Source organism: Bradyrhizobium sp. (assembly GCF_027307225.1).
Taxonomy (GTDB): domain Bacteria; phylum Pseudomonadota; class Alphaproteobacteria; order Rhizobiales; family Xanthobacteraceae; genus Bradyrhizobium.
This window is the reverse complement of record NZ_DAHUXJ010000104.1, coordinates 1-17,134: the sequence shown is the minus strand read 5'-3', so window position 1 is coordinate 17,134 and position 17,134 is coordinate 1. Positions and strand designations below refer to the sequence as shown.

The following is a 17,134-nucleotide window of genomic DNA, read 5'->3' as shown; positions in this document are numbered from 1 at the left end:
GCTGCAGCAGATCTTGCTGGATGCGGCGACCGAACGGCTGGGACGAGAGAACATTCTCACCAGCCACCATTTGAGCGACTGGACCGAAACCTCCGACGGCGTGCGCGCGCATTTCATCGACAAGGCGACCGGCAGACCGGCGGGCAGCCATGATGGCGCGCTGCTGATCGCGGCCGACGGCATCCACTCGCGCATCCGCGAGAAGCTTTATCCGCAGGAAGGGCCGCCGATCTGGAACGGCCGCATTCTCTGGCGCGGCATCACCGCGAGCGATGCGTTTCTGTCCGGCCGCACCATGATCATGGCCGGTCACGAAATCCTGAAATTCGTCTGCTATCCGATCTCGAAGGAGGCCGACGCGTCAGGCAAGTATCAAATCAACTGGGTCGCCGAGCGGCACATGCCGCCGACCTATCAATGGCGGCGTGAGGACTATAACCGGACCGCAAGGCTGGAAGAATTCCTGCCATGGTTTGCGGACTGGAGCTTCGACTGGCTCGACGTCCCCGGCCTGATCCGCGACTGTTCGCATGCGTTCGAATATCCGCTGGTCGACCGCGATCCGATTCCGCAATGGACCTTCGGCCGGGTCACCCTGATGGGCGACGCCGCGCACCCGATGTATCCGGTCGGCTCAAACGGCGCGTCGCAGGCCATTCTCGATGCAAGGGTGCTGACCCGGGAAATTCAGGCGCACGGCCCGACCCACGCCGCGCTCAAGGCGTACGAAGCCGAGCGCCGGCCCGCGACGAGCGAACTCGTCCTGCTCAACCGCCGCAACGGCCCCGAACAGGTGATGCAACTGGTCGAGGAGCGCGCGCCTGATGGCTTCAATGAAGTCACCGACGTGTTGTCACGGCAGGAACTCGAAGAGATCGCGGCCAACTACAAGCGCGTTGCAGGCTTTCAGGTCGAAGGCCTCAACGCCAAGCCGCCGATTGTGCCTCAGGCATCGGCGATCTGATTGCTCTCCCCGCCTCCACAAGACGCGCGGTGGTGCTGGCGGTTGCGAGCACGGCACCATCATCGGCCATCAGCTTGCCTTCCATGAAGGCAACGCTTTTGCCAATCTGGATAACCTGGGCCTCTGCGATCAGGGGTCCGGGCCTGGCGGGCGCGATGAAGTTGACGGTCAGGCTGATGGTGGTCGTGTAGAATCGGCCGTCGCTCGTCACGAACGCTGCCGGTCCCATCGTGTCGTCCAGCATGGCCGAGAGAATGCCGCCCTGGATGAATCCAGCCGGATTGCAGAACTCGGCCCTTCCATCGAAACCGACCTTCAGCCAACCGTCCCATGGCCGGGCATCGAGCAGTCGCCAGCCAAGCAATTTGGCCGACGGCGGCATGGGAAAATCGTCGAGTACAGTCTTGAGCATCGTGAGCCTCCATTGCGGGCAAGCTAACCAAGAGCTGCTGCCAGCATGGTGTCAGCAATATCTCTTACCCAAGTCCGTGCGCGATTACCTTGCGCATCACATTCGGCAGCGCCTCGCCATCAAGCGTCGCAATCGGCACCCAGCGCATGCCCTTTGGCGCCCGGGCGCGCGCTGGTGCCTGCGCCGTGTACACAACAAGCTCCAGGGGAAAGTGCGTGAAGACGTGGGTGACCACGCCCACTTTGCGATGCCAGCGCGTCACGCCGCCAAGCCGCGGCGCCTGCGTCAGCGCCACATCGTCGTCCTGCGCCGCGCGCCAATCCGACCCCGGCACTTCGGTCATGCCGCCGAGCAATCCCTTTTCCGGACGCCTACGCACCAGCAACTCATCACCGCGCGTGACGACAAAGGCTGCGCCTCGCCGGAGCTTGCCGGTTTTCTTGGGCGCCTTGCGCGGAAACGTCTCCTGATCGCCGCGCAGCCGCGCGAGGCACCCCTCGTTGAGCGGACACAGGCTGCACGCCGGTTTCTTCGGCGTGCAGATCGAGGCGCCGAGATCCATCAACGCCTGCGCGCTGTCGCCGGCGCGGGAATTCCCGTCGCCGGCGCGAGTCTTCTCGTCGCCGGTACGGGCTTCGCCCAGCATCGTCGCGGCCAGCTTTTGAATGACGGGCTTTGCCTGCGGCAGCGGCTCTTCAACCGCAAACAGCCGCGACACCACGCGCTCGATATTGCCGTCGACGGGCATGGTCCGGCGGTCGAAGGCGATCGCGGCAATCGCCGCCGCCGTGTAGGGACCGATCCCCGGCAGGCCGCGCAAACCTTCCTCGGTATCGGGGAACACGCCGCCATGGTCGCGCAAAACCGCAACCGCGCAGGCGTGCAGGTTGCGCGCCCGCGAGTAATAGCCAAGGCCTGCCCACATGCGCAGGACGTCGTCGAGCGAGGCACGCCCGAGCGCCGCGACACCGGGCCAGCGCGCCAGGAACTTCTGGAAATAGGGACCGACGGTCTTGACGCCGGTCTGCTGCAGCATGATCTCCGACAGCCAGACCGCATAAGGGTCGGGCCTTTGGCCCGCCGGCGGACGCCACGGCAGCACGCGCCGGTGACGGTCGTACCAGGCCAGCAGCAGCGCCGGACGCGCGATAGCCGCTTGTTGCCTTACCTTTGCGGCTCCAACAGGACTCATGCAGGTCTTTTAGCCCAACTCTCTCCACGTCAGGCCCGCGCTTGTCGCCGGCATCCACGTCTTTCTTCGTCAATGCCAAGCGAAATGATATAGGAGCCCATGGCAAAATCCGGCCCGTCCAGCGCAAAGCCGCTATCCGTCCTGCTCAGTGACGTCTTTTCCGATGCCTATGCCAAGCAGGGCTTTGCCGCCCGCGAACTGGTCACGCGCTGGAAAGAGATCATCGGCCCTGACCTGTCGGCCCATTCCGAACCGCTGAAGATTCAATGGCCGCGGCCCGTCGAAGGCCAGCCGCAGGAAGCGGCCACGCTGGTGCTGCGCGTGGAGGGCCCGATGGCGCTCGAAATCCAGCACGCATCCGACGTGATCCTTGAGCGGGTCAACCGCTTCTTCGGCTGGAGCGCGGTCGGCCGGTTGGCGCTGCGCCAGGGGCCATTGTCGCGACGGCCACGCCCGCGGCCTTTACCGGCACCGGACACACGACAGGTCGAGCAGATTGCGCAAACCCTCACCTCGGTCGAGGATGAGGAGTTGCGCGCGGCGCTGGCGCGGCTGGGCGCCTCGATCAAGCGAAATTGAGCTTTTTGCTGACTCCGGCCAGGGCAGCCCGCCATTGCCACACTGCCGGTTTCAAGCTAGCGAAGCCTTGTTTCTCCGTCGTCAAAGCCGCTTCGGGAGCCGATCTTGATCATCACGCGTCGTGCCTTTACCGCCGCCCTGTCGCTGACCGGACTTGCCGCTCTCGCAGGATTGTCGCCCTTCCACCTGATCAGCGAGGCCTTCGCCAACGGCGTTGCCGACGTCAACAAACCGCAATCCCTCCCGGACATGGCGCTCGGACCGAAGGACGCGCCCGTGACCATCGTCGAATACGCCTCGATGACTTGCCCGCACTGCGCGGCGTTCAACGACAACGTGTTCCCGAAGATCAAGGCCGCCTACATCGACACCAACAAGATCCGCTACGTGTTCCGCGAATTTCCCCTCGACATCAAGGCGGCAGCAGGTTCGATGCTGTCGCGCTGCATTGCGAAGGACGATCCTGCCAAATATTTCGCGGTCACCGACATCCTGTTCAAGTCGCAGGCCGACTGGGTGATGAAGAACACGACCGAGACGCTGACCCGGATCGGCAAGCAGGCCGGGCTGAGCCAGAGCCAGGTCGAAACCTGCCTCAAGGACCAGTCGCTGCTCGACAAGATCGTCGCCGATCAGAAATACGCCTCGGAAGTCCTTAAAGTGGATTCCACGCCGACCTTCTTCATCAATGGCGAGAAGATCAAAGGCGAAACCTCGTTTGAGGAATTCGATAAGCGGATCAAGGCGCTGCTCAAGAGCTAAGCGCTTAAATGGGAGCTGGAACCGCTCCCATTTCGCAATGAATTCCGGGACAAATCGGCCTCAATTCTCTTGGGAAAAACCGGCCCCGCCGGTTGCCCTGCGGACGGCGGCTCGCCATTGTCGGCACCGCTAGTGTCCCGATTCCGAAGTTCGTAGCATTTTACGGAGCCACGTTTCGAACTTCGGAATCGAAAGGACACTAGCAAGCCTATGATTCTCGTGTGGCTTTTGGTTCAGAAGTCCGCATGAGGAACCTGCGGCAAAACTGATACGGACTTCTGAACCGCCACACGAGGGCCGCGCCAAGCGACTCACATCACACACCGACATTGCCTTCTATGGTATTGTCCCGGCAGGGAGATTCGCGCCCCTGCCAACAGAGAATCTGTGCCTATGAAGCTGACCCGCCTTCGTCTCCACGGTTTCAAGTCGTTCGTTGAACCCACCGACTTCCTGATCGAGCCTGGCCTGACCGGCGTGGTTGGCCCGAACGGCTGCGGCAAATCCAATCTGGTGGAAGCGTTGCGCTGGGCGATGGGCGAGACCTCGCACAAGTCGCTGCGCGCCGCCGACATGGACGCGGTGATCTTTGCCGGATCGGGCAGCCGGCCGGCGCGCAACCACGCCGAAGTCGTGATGACGATCGACAATTCGGAGCGCACGGCACCCGCGGCCGTCAACGACAGCCAGTCCCTGGAAATTTCCCGCCGCATCGAGCGCGAGGCGGGCTCCGTCTATCGCATCAACGGCCGCGACGTGCGCGCCCGCGACGTGCAGCTCCTGTTTGCGGACGCGGCGACCGGTGCGCGTTCGCCGGCGCTCGTCCACCAGGGCAAGATCGGCGAGATCATTCAGGCCAAGCCCGAGCAGCGCCGCCGCGTGCTGGAAGATGCCGCCGGCGTCGCAGGCCTGCACGCTCGCCGCCACGAGGCCGAACTGCGGCTGAAGGCGGCCGAGACCAATCTCACCCGCGTCGAGGACGTGATCGGGCAGCTGTCGGGACAGATCGACGGGTTGAAGAAGCAGGCCCGTCAGGCCATCCGCTACCGTGAAGTCGCCGCCAAGGTGCGCAAGGCCGAAGCCCTGCTGTTTCATCTGCGCTGGATCGAAGCCCAGACCGGCGTCACGGAGACCGCGGAGGTGCACGACCTCTCCGTTCGCGCGATGGCCGAGCGAACCCGCGAACAAGCCGAAGCCGCCCGCATCCAGGCCATCCGTGCATCCGAACTGCCGGCGCTGCGCGAGGCCGAGGCAAGGGCCGCCGCCGGTCTGCAACGCCTCACCAATGCCCGCGAGACGCTCGACCGCGAGGAAACGCGCGCGCAAGAACGCGTCGCCGAACTCGAACGGCGGCTGACGCAGTTTGCAGCCGATATCGCCCGCGAGCAGCAGCAGACCGCGGATGCCGATGCCGCCTTGCTGCGGCTCGATACCGAAGACGCGGAGCTGAGGGAAGAAATCAAGTTGCGCGTCGAGCAGCGCAGCGGCGTCGACGAGCGCGTGGCGGAAGCGGAAACCACGCTCGCGGCGGCCGAGCGTCTGTTCACCGAGCTCACCACGACGCTTGCCGATCTCACCGCCAGGCGCAACCAGCTTGAAGGCAATGTCCGCACCCATCGCGACCGGCTGGCGAAGCTCGACCACGACCTCGCCAATGTCGAGCGCGACGAGCAGAAGCTCGCCGAGGAAACAAGCGGACTTGGCGATATCGCCATGCTTGCCGCAGCCGTGGAAGAGAGCCAGGAGAACCGCGCCGGCGCCGAAATCGCCTCGCAGACGGCCGAAGCCGCGCACGCCGCGGCCCGGGCCAGGCTTGAGGCATCGCGCGCGCCGCTCAACGAAGCCGACAAGCGCGTGCAGCGCCTCGAGACCGAAGCACGCACCATCTCGAAGCTCGTCAACAGCGAGACCAAGAACCTGTGGCCGCCGATCATCGACGGCATCACGGTGGCCAAGGGTTATGAAAAGGCGATCGGCGCCGTGCTTGGCGACGACCTCGATGCGCCGGTCGATCCGTCCGCGCCGATGCGCTGGACCCAGGCCGGGACGAGCGAAGGCGATCCGGCGCTGCCCGAGGGCGTGGAAGCGCTCGCCAGCCGCGTTCAGGCGCCGGCCGAGCTCAAGCGGCGTCTCGCCCAGATCGGCGTCGTCGCGCGCGAACGCGGCACTGAGCTGATCTCGCAACTCAAGACCGGCCAGCGGCTGGTGTCGCTGGAGGGCGACGTCTGGCGCTGGGACGGCTTTGTCGCGGCCGCGCATGCGCCGACCGGCGCGGCGCGGCGGCTCGCCGAGCGCGCGCGTCTCGTCGACATCGAAAACGAACTGGAACAGGCGCGCATCGACGCCACCACCAAACGGCAGGCGCTCGAAACCGCCGAATCCGAGTTGAGGGCAGCTGGCACCGCGGAAACCTCCGCGCGCGATGGCTGGCGTGCCGCGCAGCGCGAAGCGGACGCCGCGCGAGAACGCCATGCGACGGCCGAGCGCGAGATCAACCGTCATACGGCGCGCAAGTCCGCGCTGACTGAGGCCCGCAGCCGCATCGACGCCGACCGCAGCGAGGTCCACGCCGCGCATGAGAGCGCGACCGAGGCGCTTGCCGAGCTGCCGTCGAGCGAACCCGCCGAAGCGCGGTTGACCGAGGTCAAAGCCGGCATCGACGGTTGCCGCCGCGTCGCCGCGCAGGTGCGCGCCGAGGCGCAGGCGCTGGCGCGTGAAGCTGAACTCGCCGACCGGCGGCTTCAGGCGATCGCCGCCGAACGCAACGAATGGCAAAGCCGCAAAACCAGCGCATCGTCGCAGGTTGAGACGATCGAGTCGCGCGTCAACGAGGTCAAGACCGAGCGCGCCGAGCTTGAGAACGCTCCGGCGGTCTTCGCAGAAAAACGCCGGGCGTTGATCAACGAGATCGAGGCCGCCGAGAGCGCGCGCCGCGACGCCGCCGATGCGCTGGCGGCTGCCGAAACCGCGATGGCCGAGACCGACCGCGACGCCAAGGCCTCGCTGGAGGCGCTTTCAAGCGCCCGCGAGGCTTGCGGTCGCGCAGAAGAGCGGATGGACAGCGCCAAGCGCCGTCTCGCCGATATCGAACGTGAAATCCACGACATGCTCGAGGTCGAGCCGCAGGCGGTCGCCGGCCTCGCCGAGATCGAGGCGGGCGCGGAATTGCCCCCGCTCGCGGAGATCGAGGAAAATCTCGAAAAACTGCGGCGCGACCGCGAACGGCTGGGCGCGGTCAACCTGCGCGCCGAGGAAGAGTTGCGCGAAGTCGAAACGCAGCACACGGCGCTAACCACCGAGCGCGACGATCTGGTCGAGGCGATCAAGCGGCTGCGCCAGGGCATCCAGAGCCTCAACCGCGAAGCGCGTGAACGGCTGCTCGCCTCGTTCGAGACCGTCAACAACCACTTCAAGCGCTTGTTCGTCGAACTGTTCGGCGGCGGCGAGGCGGCGTTGCACCTGATCGAGAGCGAGGACCCGCTGGAAGCGGGCCTCGAGATCATCGCCAAGCCGCCGGGCAAGAAGCCGCAGACGCTGTCGCTGCTCTCGGGCGGCGAGCAGGCGCTGACCGCGCTGGCGCTGATTTTCGCGGTGTTCCTCACCAATCCGTCGCCAATCTGCGTGCTGGACGAAGTCGACGCGCCGCTCGACGACCACAATGTCGAACGCTTCTGCAACCTGCTGCACGAGATGACCTCGACCACCGAAACCCGTTTTATCATCATCACCCACAATCCGATCACGATGGCGCGGATGAATCGCCTGTTCGGCGTCACCATGGCGGAACGCGGCGTGTCGCAGCTCGTCTCGGTCGCGCTCGATGAAGCGGTAGCAATCCTCGATCAGAACGTGGCGTAAGCTATTACCCTCTCCCCTTGCGGGGGGAGTTATGCACTTGACATACCGTGATTTTGATCGGCAATGCCTCCCCTGGAGGTATGGGAGAGGTTGGCGCGCCCGAAACTCTATGGGACGAGGTTCTTGATCGCCTCGGCCGTGTGGCTTTTGAGGAATAGGAACGGCTTCTTCCTGAGTGAGAACCTTGGTCCGATCTGGATGAAGGGGACCGGTCATTTTGGAGGCTGACCGCGCACGCAGTCGTTTTAGAAATAAAAAATAGTAGAGGCTCGTCTTGATGCCAAACTGAGAATAGTCGATGCCGCCATCCCTTTCGATGAGTCCTCGAAAGCCCTATCCATCACTAGGGAAATGTATCTATTGTCTGAAAAAATTTCAGCCAATCGAACTTAAGAAAGAACATATTGTTCCGCTCGGTCTGAATGGGATTTGGGTTATCAAAGAAGCGACTTGTGAGCCGTGTCGGCGCCTTACCAGTGAGGGGTACGAAAACGATGCGATGCAGACCAGCTTTTTGCTGCCTAGGTTGATGTTGGAGTTGAAGCGACGCAAGAAAACGGCAAAGAAGTTGCCGATTGCCTATTCAGAATATACGGCTCATCTCGCAAGTGTCGGTCATCTAGACCCTCTCGAACTTGAACTTTCCCAATATCCTCCAATCGTACAATTTCCAGATTTCAAAAATGCAGCAGGGAAGTTGATCGGAATAGATCACACAAACATGTTTAATGGGGAAATACGTTTTTGGTTTCGCAATGTCAGCGATCTAATTAATTATCGCAGCAACCCGCCGCCGGGAAAGACCAGCATACGAGAAGTTACGAAGCCTGGAGCAATGGCTACTACCGTCGCCAAGATCGCCTATTGTTTTGCTGTAGCTGAGCGAGGTCTAGAGGCTTTTCATGGTGATGAGATAAGACAGCTTCTACGTTGCGAGCGCGATGATGTTTTCAATTTTTTTGGTGCGACGCTAACTGGAGAAAGTTTACCCAGCGGCCGCTTACACTGGATCGCGACTCGCGAAAGAGGTTCGTTTATGACCGTTATTGTCCATCTATTTTCTTCGTTAGGCGCACCTACTTACGAGGTTGTGGTGGGTTCAATATGATAGGTAAGCAAACCTTAGACGATCAATACAGCGACAAAGAAGCGGCAGAACGCCGTGATGCGACGATCAAGCGCATGATCGCCATGCCACCCAGCCTCACTCGGAAATGAAGGTTGGGAAGAAGGCGAAGAAGAAAGCGAAGAAGAAAGCGGCCAAAAAGAGGAAGGTCGATTGGCGTCTATCTACCTAGAATTTTCCGCTTCCTCCATTTCAGAAAGCGTTTGGCTGTCTGGTTAGGCGTGATCGCCTCCGTTAGTGTCTTGATACAAGAGCCGCTTTCCAGCGATGCTAACTATAGCTTTGCTGGCCGCTCTGCATCTTCAACACCAAGAGCGGCGCGATCGTTTTAGCGAAAATCGAACTCTGCCGGATACCGCTTCAAATGCGCTTCGCTGTTGCCAACGCCGCCGACCTTCTTGCCGTCACGCTTTGCCTAGATGCTTGTTCTTCTCTTTGCCGCCGATGTTGGTCGTAGCGTGCCCATGGTGGCGCGTGAAAGGCTTCTGACAAGGGCGGCATTTGTAGAGGCCGGGGCGCGTGCTTTCGCCCTTGAATTCGGTGGCTTCGTTTACAGTGCCGCAATGCGGGCAGATCGGGCCATCCGGCCAGCGCAGGGATTCGAAGTGTTTGCCGGCGGCTTCTTCGTCAGTAAAGATCGGGTTCGTGAGATCGCAAGTCACGGCCAATTCCTCAATATGGCCAGATTTTGCAACCTCAGCGTCAAGTGCATAATTGCCCAAAACCTTCCCCCCACCCACAAGGGGAGGGAGAAGACGGTGGCCATGACCTCTCCCTCCCTACCCTCCGACCTAAGAGCTGCGCTGGACGGGAAACTCGATGGCCTGTCGCGCCAGGACATCGCCGCGCGCGCCGCTCTCATCTCAAAGACCTACCGCGACGGCGGCAATTCCATCACGATCAAATCCGAGGTCGACGCCCTCGCCTATGCGCTGGTGCGGATGCCTGCGACCTATGCGGCGGTGACGGCGTGCCTGAACGCACTGCTCGAAGCGAGACCGGATCTCACCCCGCAAAGCCTGCTCGACGTTGGCGCTGGTCCGGGCACGGGGAGTTGGGCCGCCGCCGAGGCCTTCGCTTCGCTGCGGCAGTTCATGCTGCTCGATATCAACGCAGCCCTGCTGACACTGGCCCGAGACCTCTCCCGCGACCATCCGCGGCTCTCTGCGATGACCTACCGTCGCGATCCGGCTGCGCTGGACGAGGTGGAGGCCGCCGACCTGGTGATCGCGAGCTACCTGATCGGAGAAACCGGCTATGCCGAAAGGCATCAGCTCACTGAGCGGCTGTGGGCCAGGACGCGCGATACGCTCTTGGTCGTCGAGCCCGGTACGCCCGCCGGATACCAGCGGATCATCGCGCTTCGCGCGCAACTGATCGAAAGCGGCGCTCATGTCGTCGCGCCGTGCCCGCACGACCTTGAATGCCCGCTCTCGAAGCCGGACTGGTGCCACTTCGCGCAACGATTGCCGCGGCTGCGCGCCCATATTCAGGTCAAGGGCGCCGAGCTGCCCTTCGAGGACGAGAAGTTCAGTTACGTCGTGTTGTCGCGCGAACCTGCGCCTCGGCATTTTTCCCGTGTGCTGGCGCCGCCTGATGTCGGCAAGGTCGAAGTATCGGCCAGGCTCTGCACGGCGGACGGTCTCGAAAACGCGAAAGTGCCGCGCCGCGACAAACCGGCTTATGCCAAAGCCCGCCGCTGGCGCTGGGGCGAGGCGGTCGTGGACAAGAGTTAACTGCGTCCTCTTCAACCTCCGGCATTGAACGATCCCGGCCTTGCGGCCGACCAAACCGATACCCACCTCCCGAGCGGGTGCGAGGCAAATTGCCGAGCATCCGCTTTTGCATCAGGAGCTTATTTCCATGTCCGGCTGGATCGTCCTCGGCGTCATTGTCGTTCTCGTCCTGTTTGCCTTCTCCGCCTACAACCGGCTGGTCGCGCTCGGCCAGCGCGTCAACCAGGCCTTTGCCGATATCGATGTGCAGCTCAAGCAGCGCCACGACCTGATCCCGAACCTGGTCGAAACCGTGAAAGGCTATGCCGCGCATGAACGCGGCACGCTCGACGACGTTATCAAGGCACGCAACTCGGCGATGTCGGCGCAAGGACCGGCGCAGGTATCGGCTGCGGAAAACCAGTTGAGCGGTGCGTTGGGCCGGCTGATTGCGCTTTCGGAGGCCTATCCGGATTTGAAGGCCAATGCCAACTTCCAGCAACTCGCGAGCGAGCTCTCCGATCTCGAGAACAAGATCGCGGCGAGCCGCCGCTTCTTCAACAATGCGGTCCAGGAATACAACACCGGCATCCAGCAGATGCCGGCCGCGCTGTTCGCCGGCATGTTCGGTTTCACCCGCAAGGATTTCTTCGATCTCGGCGCCAGCCGGACCGAGGTCGAAGCCGCCCCGCAGGTGAAATTCTAAAAGGGCTCGCTGCCTTGCACCGGGGAGACCGTCATTCCGGGGCGATGCGAAGCATCGAGCCCGGAATCCATTGTGCCGCAGAATATCTGGAGGAATGGATTCCGGGTTCGCTCGTTTCACTCGCGCCCCGGAATGACGGAGCCTAAAATGGCCGCTTACGGTCTCTACACGCATATCGCGGCGAACAAGACCCGCTCGATGCTCTTGCTCGGTGGCTTGTTCGTGCTGGTCTATGTCATGGTCTACGCCGGCGCGCTGATCGCCGCAGTCATGACCTATGGCAGCGGCGCGCCGGCTGATTACTACCTCGCGGCCGCCGCGCGCGATCTGATCAAGGCCTTTCCCTTCGCCACCGGCGGCACGTTGCTCTGGATCGCGATCGCCTATTTCTTTCACCAGTCGATCGTCGATGCCGTGACCGGCGGCGAGGATGTGACGCGGCAGCAACAGCCGCGGCTTTATAATCTCTTGGAAAACCTCTGCATCTCGCGCGGCATTCCAATGCCGAAGCTGAAGATTGTCGAAAGCGATGCGCTGAATGCCTACGCGACCGGGCTCAACCGGCGCCAATATGCCGTCACCGTCACCACGGGCCTTCTGAATGCGCTTGATGATCAGGAGGTCGAAGCCGTGCTCGGCCACGAGCTCACTCACATCCGCAACGGCGACGTGCAGATGATGGTGATCGCGGTGATCATCGCCGGCGCGGTCGGGTTCTTCGCCGAGCTGTTTTTCCGCAGCTTCACCAATTTTGGCTACTATGGCGGGTACGGCGGTTATGGCCGCAGGTCGTGGTCGTCATCGGACCAATCCTCTTCGTCCGACAATCGGAAGAGTTCCGGCGGTGGCGCCATCTTCGTCATCATCATCGCGGTCGCTCTGATCGCGCTGGCCTGGCTGTTGTCGCAGATGGTGCGGCTGGCGCTATCGCGCTCGCGCGAATATCTCGCCGACGCCGGCTCGGTCGAACTGACCAAGAATCCCGACGCCATGATCTCGGCGCTACGCAAGATCGAGAACCGCGGCGAACTGCCGGGCGCGACTTCAGCCATCATGGAACTGTGTCTCGACAACCCGCGCGAGGGCTTTTCCGACCTGTTTGCCACCCACCCTTCGGTGGCGGCCCGCGTCCAGGCGCTGGTCAAGTTCGCCGGAGGGCGCGACCCCGGACCGCTGGCGCTGCCTTCCGGCCCGCCGGCCGCCTCGGATGATTCAAGCGTGCCGAAAGGCCCCTGGACCGATGCCACGGATCCCGCCGGCGCATCACCCGGCCAGCCTTCCGGTCCGTGGAGCGATGTGACCGGCTCTCCGAACGAGCCTTCCGGTGGCCCGCCTGCCGGACCCTGGGGACGCCACTAGTGCTCCGATTCCGAAGTTCGTATCATATTGCGGTTCCACGTTTACGAACTTCGGAATCAAAGGGGCACTAGCCAATTATATGATTCTAGTGCGGTTTAGAATTTGAAGTTCCTATGACGAGGTTACCGCGAAACTGATAGGAACTTCAAATTCACCGCACTAGGCCCGGCTTCCTCAAGAAAAAGTCGCGCGCGGCCACCTTCAGGCCGCCTTCTGCCATTAACGACGCCCGCATGATTGGGGCCAATCGGCTTCTAATGAATTGAATTCTCCCTTGTTTCTGCCATCTTCCCACCCAGGCAGGCAGGCAGGGGGCTTCGATTCATTCGGGGCGCCCGGTCGTTGGGGATTTTCTTGGGACATGACCGGGTCCGTCCCGGCGTTTCCGGAACCGGTGTCCGGTTCGGACGGAAAGCATGTTCGCAGCAGGGATGGCACAGGTAGGTTCATGGCGAAGCCGGCAGTGATCGTGGTAGGCGCTGACAAGGGCGGGGTCGGCAAGACGACCGTCTCACGCACGCTTTTGGATTATTTCAGCGCCAATAATGTTCTGACCCGCGCTTTCGACACCGAGTCGCCGCGCGGCACGCTGAAGCGCTTCCATCCCGATATCACCGAGATCGTCGACATGACGACGACCGCGGACCAGATGAAGATCTTCGATACGCTGAATTCGGTGAGCCCGTCAGTCACCGTGATCGACGTCCGCGCCGGATTGCTGTCGCCCGCGCTCGCCTCCTTGCGCGACATCGGCTTTCTCGACGCCGCCAAGTCAGGGCAAATCACCTTTGCGGTGTTCCATATACTGGGCCCCTCGATCGCCTCCCTCGACGAAATCGCGGAAACCTCGAATTTCATGGGCGGCGCGCGGTATTTCCTGGTGAAGAACTTCATCAATGACACCCAGTTCTTCCAGTGGGACCAGGCCACCTACAATTCGTACTTTCACCGCATCAAGGACGCGACCGAACTCACCATTCCCAAGCTGAACGAAATGGCCTACGAGCAGGTCGAAGTCGCCTCCGTTCCGTTCCTGAAATTCGTGGCCAACAAGGGCATCAGCGACGAGGCGGCGAATTATTCCTTCGTGCTGCGCGGATATGTCCGGCACTGGCTCGCCAACGTCTGGAGCGAGTTCGACCGCATCAAGCTCACCGATATCGTTGGCTCCAGCAAAGCTGCGGCGCGCGGCGGCGAAAAATAATTGCACGCCCGCCCCGATTGGGGTGGAATGGGCGCGGATTTCGCCTGATATAGCGCGTGATGTCCCACACACCTGTCTACATCATCTGCTCGCCCCGCCCTCTGGTCGGCAAGACGCTGATCGCGCGCCTGTTGAGCGAGTTTCTGCTGTTGAAGAACGGCCGGGTGGCGGCTTTTGACGTCAACCTGAAAGAGCCGTCGCTTCTGGATTTTCTGCCAAAGATCACCGAGACGGCGGAAATCGACGACACCTTCGGCAAGATGGCGTTGATGGATCGCCTGATCATCCATGACGGCATTGCCAAGGTGATCGATCTCGGTTTTCACGCCTTCGACGAATTCTTCGAGATGACGGAGGAAATCGGTTTCGCAAAGGAAGCAGCGCGCCGCAGCGTCGTCCCCATCGTCCTGTTTGTCGGCGATACCGACCGCGTCTCGGCGCGAAGCTTTCCGGTCTTGCAGCGCCAGATTCCGCCCAGCGCGCTCGTCACCATCGACAACGAACATGTGGTGCGCGGCGAATTGCCCCCGGCTTTCGCGCAAGGCAAGACCCTTAACGTCGGCGCGCTGCCGAACTTCCTCAGGACCTATGTCGACCGGCTGTCGTTCTCATTCACCGATTATTTGCGGCACGAGAAGGATACGTCCACCGAACTGCATCAGTGGATTCGCCGCAACTATTTCAGCTTCCGCGAGCTCGAGCTCAGCATGATCCTGCAGGGCTCCTAGACGTCGTCCCTGCGTGCGCAGGGACGACGTGTGGATAGATTTCGCACGCCTCAATGCCCGTCGAACGTCATCAGCGTCCGCACCGGCACGTCCATCGCGCGCAGTTTCGCAGCGCCGCCAAGGTCCGGCAGATCGATGATGAAACAGGCCGCCACCACGTTGGCGCCAATCTGGCGCAAGAGCTTGACCGCGCCCTCGGCCGTGCCGCCGGTCGCGATCAGGTCGTCGACCAGGATCACGCGCTCGCCGGGATGAATGGCGTCGACGTGCATCTCCATCTCGTCGACGCCATATTCGAGCGAGTAAGCGATCCGCACGGTGGCGTGCGGCAGCTTGCCCCGCTTGCGGATCGGCACGAAGCCAGCCGAGACCTGATGCGCCAATGCGCCGCCAAGGATGAAGCCGCGTGCCTCGATGCCTGCGATCTTGTCGATCTTCGATCCCGCCCAGGGCTGCACCAATTCATCCACCGCGCGGCGGAAGGCCCGCGCGTCGCCCAAGAGCGTCGTGATATCGCGAAACACGATTCCGGGTTTCGGGTAATCCGGAATGGCGCGAACCGTGGCCTTCAGATCGTATTCAAAACTCATGATTGCCTCTCAAAATCGCCATCTTCAATTCGCCGCAGCACCCAACCGAAACGCATTTTCCACGATCCGCAATCCCACTTCGCCACCGAGCGACATCAGCGATTCCGGATGAAACTGCACGCCGCCAACCGGCAACGTCTTGTGCTCGATCGCCATCGCCACCCCGTCCTCGGTGCTTGCGGTTACCTGTAGCACATCAGGCATGGTCTCGCGCTCGACATAGAGTGAATGGTACCGCCCGATCACGATTTCATTGGGCAGATTCTGCATTAGCCGCCCGCCCCGCACCTGCACCCGTGACGGCCTTCCGTGCGCCGGTTGCTGCAATTGTCCGAGCCGGCCGCCGAAATATTCCCCGATCGCCTGCACGCCGAGACAAACGCCGAAGATCGGGAGTTTTTTCCCGAGCGCCGCATCAATTGTCGCGGAGATATTGAAATCCTCCGGCCGTCCGGGCCCGGGCGACAGCACGAGCAGGTCGTAGCCTGCCTTCGCCAGCATCTGTTGGGCGTGGACATATCTGACGACCGTCACGCTGGAGCCGACCTGGCGGAAGTAATCCGCCAGCATGTGCACGAAGCTGTCGTCGTGATCGATCAGGAGGACCCGCTTGCCGGAGCCGGTCGCATCAGGCGCAAACGTGGAGAGGCGTTTCGGCGGATCGCCGCGCAGCGCCTGGAACAACGCCGCCGCCTTGACCTGACACTCACGATCCTCCGCAGCGGGATCCGAGTCAAAGAGACATGTCGCGCCTACCCGCACCTCCGCGAGGCCGTCCTTCATGCGGATGGTCCGGATGGTGAGACCGGTGTTGATGCCGCCGTCGAAATTGACGACGCCGATCGCGCCGGCATACCAGCGCCGCGGCGAGCGTTCATGGTCCTCGACGAACTGCATCGCCCACAGCTTCGGCGCCCCCGTCACGGTGACCGCCCAGGCGTGGGTCAGGAAAGCATCGAGTGAATCGAAGCCCGGCCTCAGCATGCCCTCTACGTGATCGACCGTGTGGAACAGCTTTGAGTAGGTTTCGATCTGGCGCCGCGCCAGAACCTTGATCGTGCCCGGCACGCAGATTCGCGCCTTGTCGTTGCGATCGACGTCGGTGCACATGTTCAGTTCGAATTCGTCCTTCTGCGAATTCAGGAGCTGCCGGATCTGCTCGGCGTCGCCGATGGCGTCGACGCCACGGGCGATGGTGCCGGAAATCGGACACGTCTCGATCCGCCTTCCATCGGACCGGACGAACATCTCCGGCGATGCAGAAACCAGAAACTCACCGTCGCCGAGATTCATCAGCGCGCCGTAAGGCGACGGGTTGATCCGGCACAGCCGCTGAAACACTTCGGCCGGCGAACGCTCGCAAGGCTCGCCAAACAGTTGCCCCGGCACCGCCTCGAACAGGTCTCCACGGGCGAACGCCGCGCGCGCCGTCTCCACCGTGGCCTGATACTCACCCGGCGAATGATCGGCAAATGCCTGCCGCGGTGTCCGGGCATAGACGCTCTCGGAGGTCTCTCGCGACAACCCGTGGGACGACTTGCCGTTCCAGGCAAAGTCATAGCTCAGGACCACGCCGCGCGCCGTGGCGCGGTCATAGGCAAGGAGCCGGTCGGGCACAAACAACACGATGTCGCGCTGGTCGCTCTCGCGGGCACGCTTCTGCACCAGGTCTTCGATCTGAAACACCAGATCGTAGGCAAAGGCGCCGAACAGTCCCAGCAATGCATCTTCGTTCGAGCCGAAAGCCGAAACGAGCTCTCGCACCAGCGACATCACCGTGGCGCGGCGGGTGCGCTGATCTTCATCAACGGGCGCTTCACCCCGCAGGATATGACCGGCGAGGCGATTTGCGCTGCGCTCGGTGACGATAACGCTGGGATCACGCAGCACATCACCCAGAAAGGCGATCAGCACTTCCCCTCGCGCATTCAGCGCGGAC

Annotated in this window: 15 protein-coding genes; 10 read left to right on the top strand and 5 right to left on the bottom strand. The window is 62.3% G+C overall.

Features of this window, described 5'->3' with window-relative positions; all coding sequences use genetic code 11:
• Positions 1-964: FAD-dependent monooxygenase (locus tag M6D32_RS18390; protein WP_298258774.1), on the top strand; the 964-nt coding region annotated here is incomplete at its 5' end.
• Here M6D32_RS18390 and M6D32_RS18385 read toward each other — a convergent pair.
• Positions 921-1,376 carry a PaaI family thioesterase gene (locus M6D32_RS18385; RefSeq protein ID WP_298258772.1) on the bottom strand — a complete coding sequence of 152 codons (456 nt, stop codon included), beginning with the start codon at positions 1,374-1,376 and terminating at the stop codon, positions 921-923. The two genes, M6D32_RS18390 and M6D32_RS18385, sit on opposite strands and share 44 nt — an antisense overlap.
• A gap of 64 nt (positions 1,377-1,440) precedes the next feature.
• Positions 1,441-2,568 carry an A/G-specific adenine glycosylase gene (locus M6D32_RS18380; RefSeq protein ID WP_298258770.1) on the bottom strand — a complete coding sequence of 376 codons (1,128 nt, stop codon included), beginning with the start codon at positions 2,566-2,568 and terminating at the stop codon, positions 1,441-1,443.
• Positions 2,569-2,667: 99 nt separating this feature from the next.
• Here M6D32_RS18380 and M6D32_RS18375 point away from each other — a divergent pair, with 99 nt between their 5' ends.
• The 4 genes from M6D32_RS18375 to M6D32_RS18360 all read left to right on the top strand — a co-directional run bounded on the left by M6D32_RS18375 (position 2,668) and on the right by M6D32_RS18360 (position 8,875).
• On the top strand, positions 2,668-3,147 hold the full coding sequence (locus M6D32_RS18375) for a DciA family protein (RefSeq protein WP_298258768.1): 480 nt from the start codon (positions 2,668-2,670) through the stop codon (positions 3,145-3,147).
• Positions 3,148-3,252: 105 nt separating this feature from the next.
• The gene (locus tag M6D32_RS18370) at positions 3,253-3,909 is read left to right on the top strand and encodes a DsbA family protein (RefSeq protein ID WP_298258766.1); all 657 of its coding nucleotides are present in this window, start codon (positions 3,253-3,255) and stop codon (positions 3,907-3,909) included.
• A gap of 393 nt (positions 3,910-4,302) precedes the next feature.
• Positions 4,303-7,767, top strand: coding sequence for a chromosome segregation protein SMC (smc, locus tag M6D32_RS18365; RefSeq protein ID WP_298258764.1), 3,465 nt, complete (start codon positions 4,303-4,305; stop codon positions 7,765-7,767).
• Positions 7,768-8,065: 298 nt separating this feature from the next.
• Positions 8,066-8,875 carry a hypothetical protein gene (locus M6D32_RS18360; protein ID WP_298258762.1) on the top strand — a complete coding sequence of 270 codons (810 nt, stop codon included), beginning with the start codon at positions 8,066-8,068 and terminating at the stop codon, positions 8,873-8,875.
• A 422-nt stretch (positions 8,876-9,297) separates the two neighbouring features.
• On the opposite strand, the gene M6D32_RS18355 is transcribed toward M6D32_RS18360, so the two are convergent.
• Positions 9,298-9,615 carry a transposase gene (locus tag M6D32_RS18355; RefSeq protein WP_298258760.1) on the bottom strand — a complete coding sequence of 106 codons (318 nt, stop codon included), beginning with the start codon at positions 9,613-9,615 and terminating at the stop codon, positions 9,298-9,300.
• A 42-nt stretch (positions 9,616-9,657) separates the two neighbouring features.
• On the opposite strand from M6D32_RS18355, the gene M6D32_RS18350 reads away from it, so the two are divergent.
• The 5 genes from M6D32_RS18350 to M6D32_RS18330 all read left to right on the top strand — a co-directional run bounded on the left by M6D32_RS18350 (position 9,658) and on the right by M6D32_RS18330 (position 14,605).
• A complete protein-coding gene (locus M6D32_RS18350; protein WP_298258775.1) occupies positions 9,658-10,629 on the top strand; it encodes a small ribosomal subunit Rsm22 family protein in 972 nt (323 codons plus the stop codon).
• Between the two features lie 127 nt (positions 10,630-10,756).
• Positions 10,757-11,314: a LemA family protein gene (locus tag M6D32_RS18345; protein WP_298258758.1), complete on the top strand. Its 558-nt coding sequence runs from the start codon at positions 10,757-10,759 to the stop codon at positions 11,312-11,314.
• Positions 11,315-11,461: 147 nt separating this feature from the next.
• Positions 11,462-12,673, top strand: coding sequence for a M48 family metalloprotease (locus M6D32_RS18340; protein WP_298258756.1), 1,212 nt, complete (start codon positions 11,462-11,464; stop codon positions 12,671-12,673).
• A gap of 448 nt (positions 12,674-13,121) precedes the next feature.
• Positions 13,122-13,877, top strand: coding sequence for a hypothetical protein (locus tag M6D32_RS18335; RefSeq protein WP_298258754.1), 756 nt, complete (start codon positions 13,122-13,124; stop codon positions 13,875-13,877).
• A 59-nt stretch (positions 13,878-13,936) separates the two neighbouring features.
• Positions 13,937-14,605 carry a hypothetical protein gene (locus tag M6D32_RS18330; protein WP_298258752.1) on the top strand — a complete coding sequence of 223 codons (669 nt, stop codon included), beginning with the start codon at positions 13,937-13,939 and terminating at the stop codon, positions 14,603-14,605.
• A 50-nt stretch (positions 14,606-14,655) separates the two neighbouring features.
• On the opposite strand, the gene M6D32_RS18325 is transcribed toward M6D32_RS18330, so the two are convergent.
• Positions 14,656-15,195: an adenine phosphoribosyltransferase gene (locus M6D32_RS18325; RefSeq protein WP_298258750.1), complete on the bottom strand. Its 540-nt coding sequence runs from the start codon at positions 15,193-15,195 to the stop codon at positions 14,656-14,658.
• Positions 15,196-15,219: 24 nt separating this feature from the next.
• On the bottom strand, positions 15,220-17,134 hold a 1,915-nt coding region (locus tag M6D32_RS18320; RefSeq protein ID WP_298258748.1), incomplete at its 5' end, for an anthranilate synthase component I.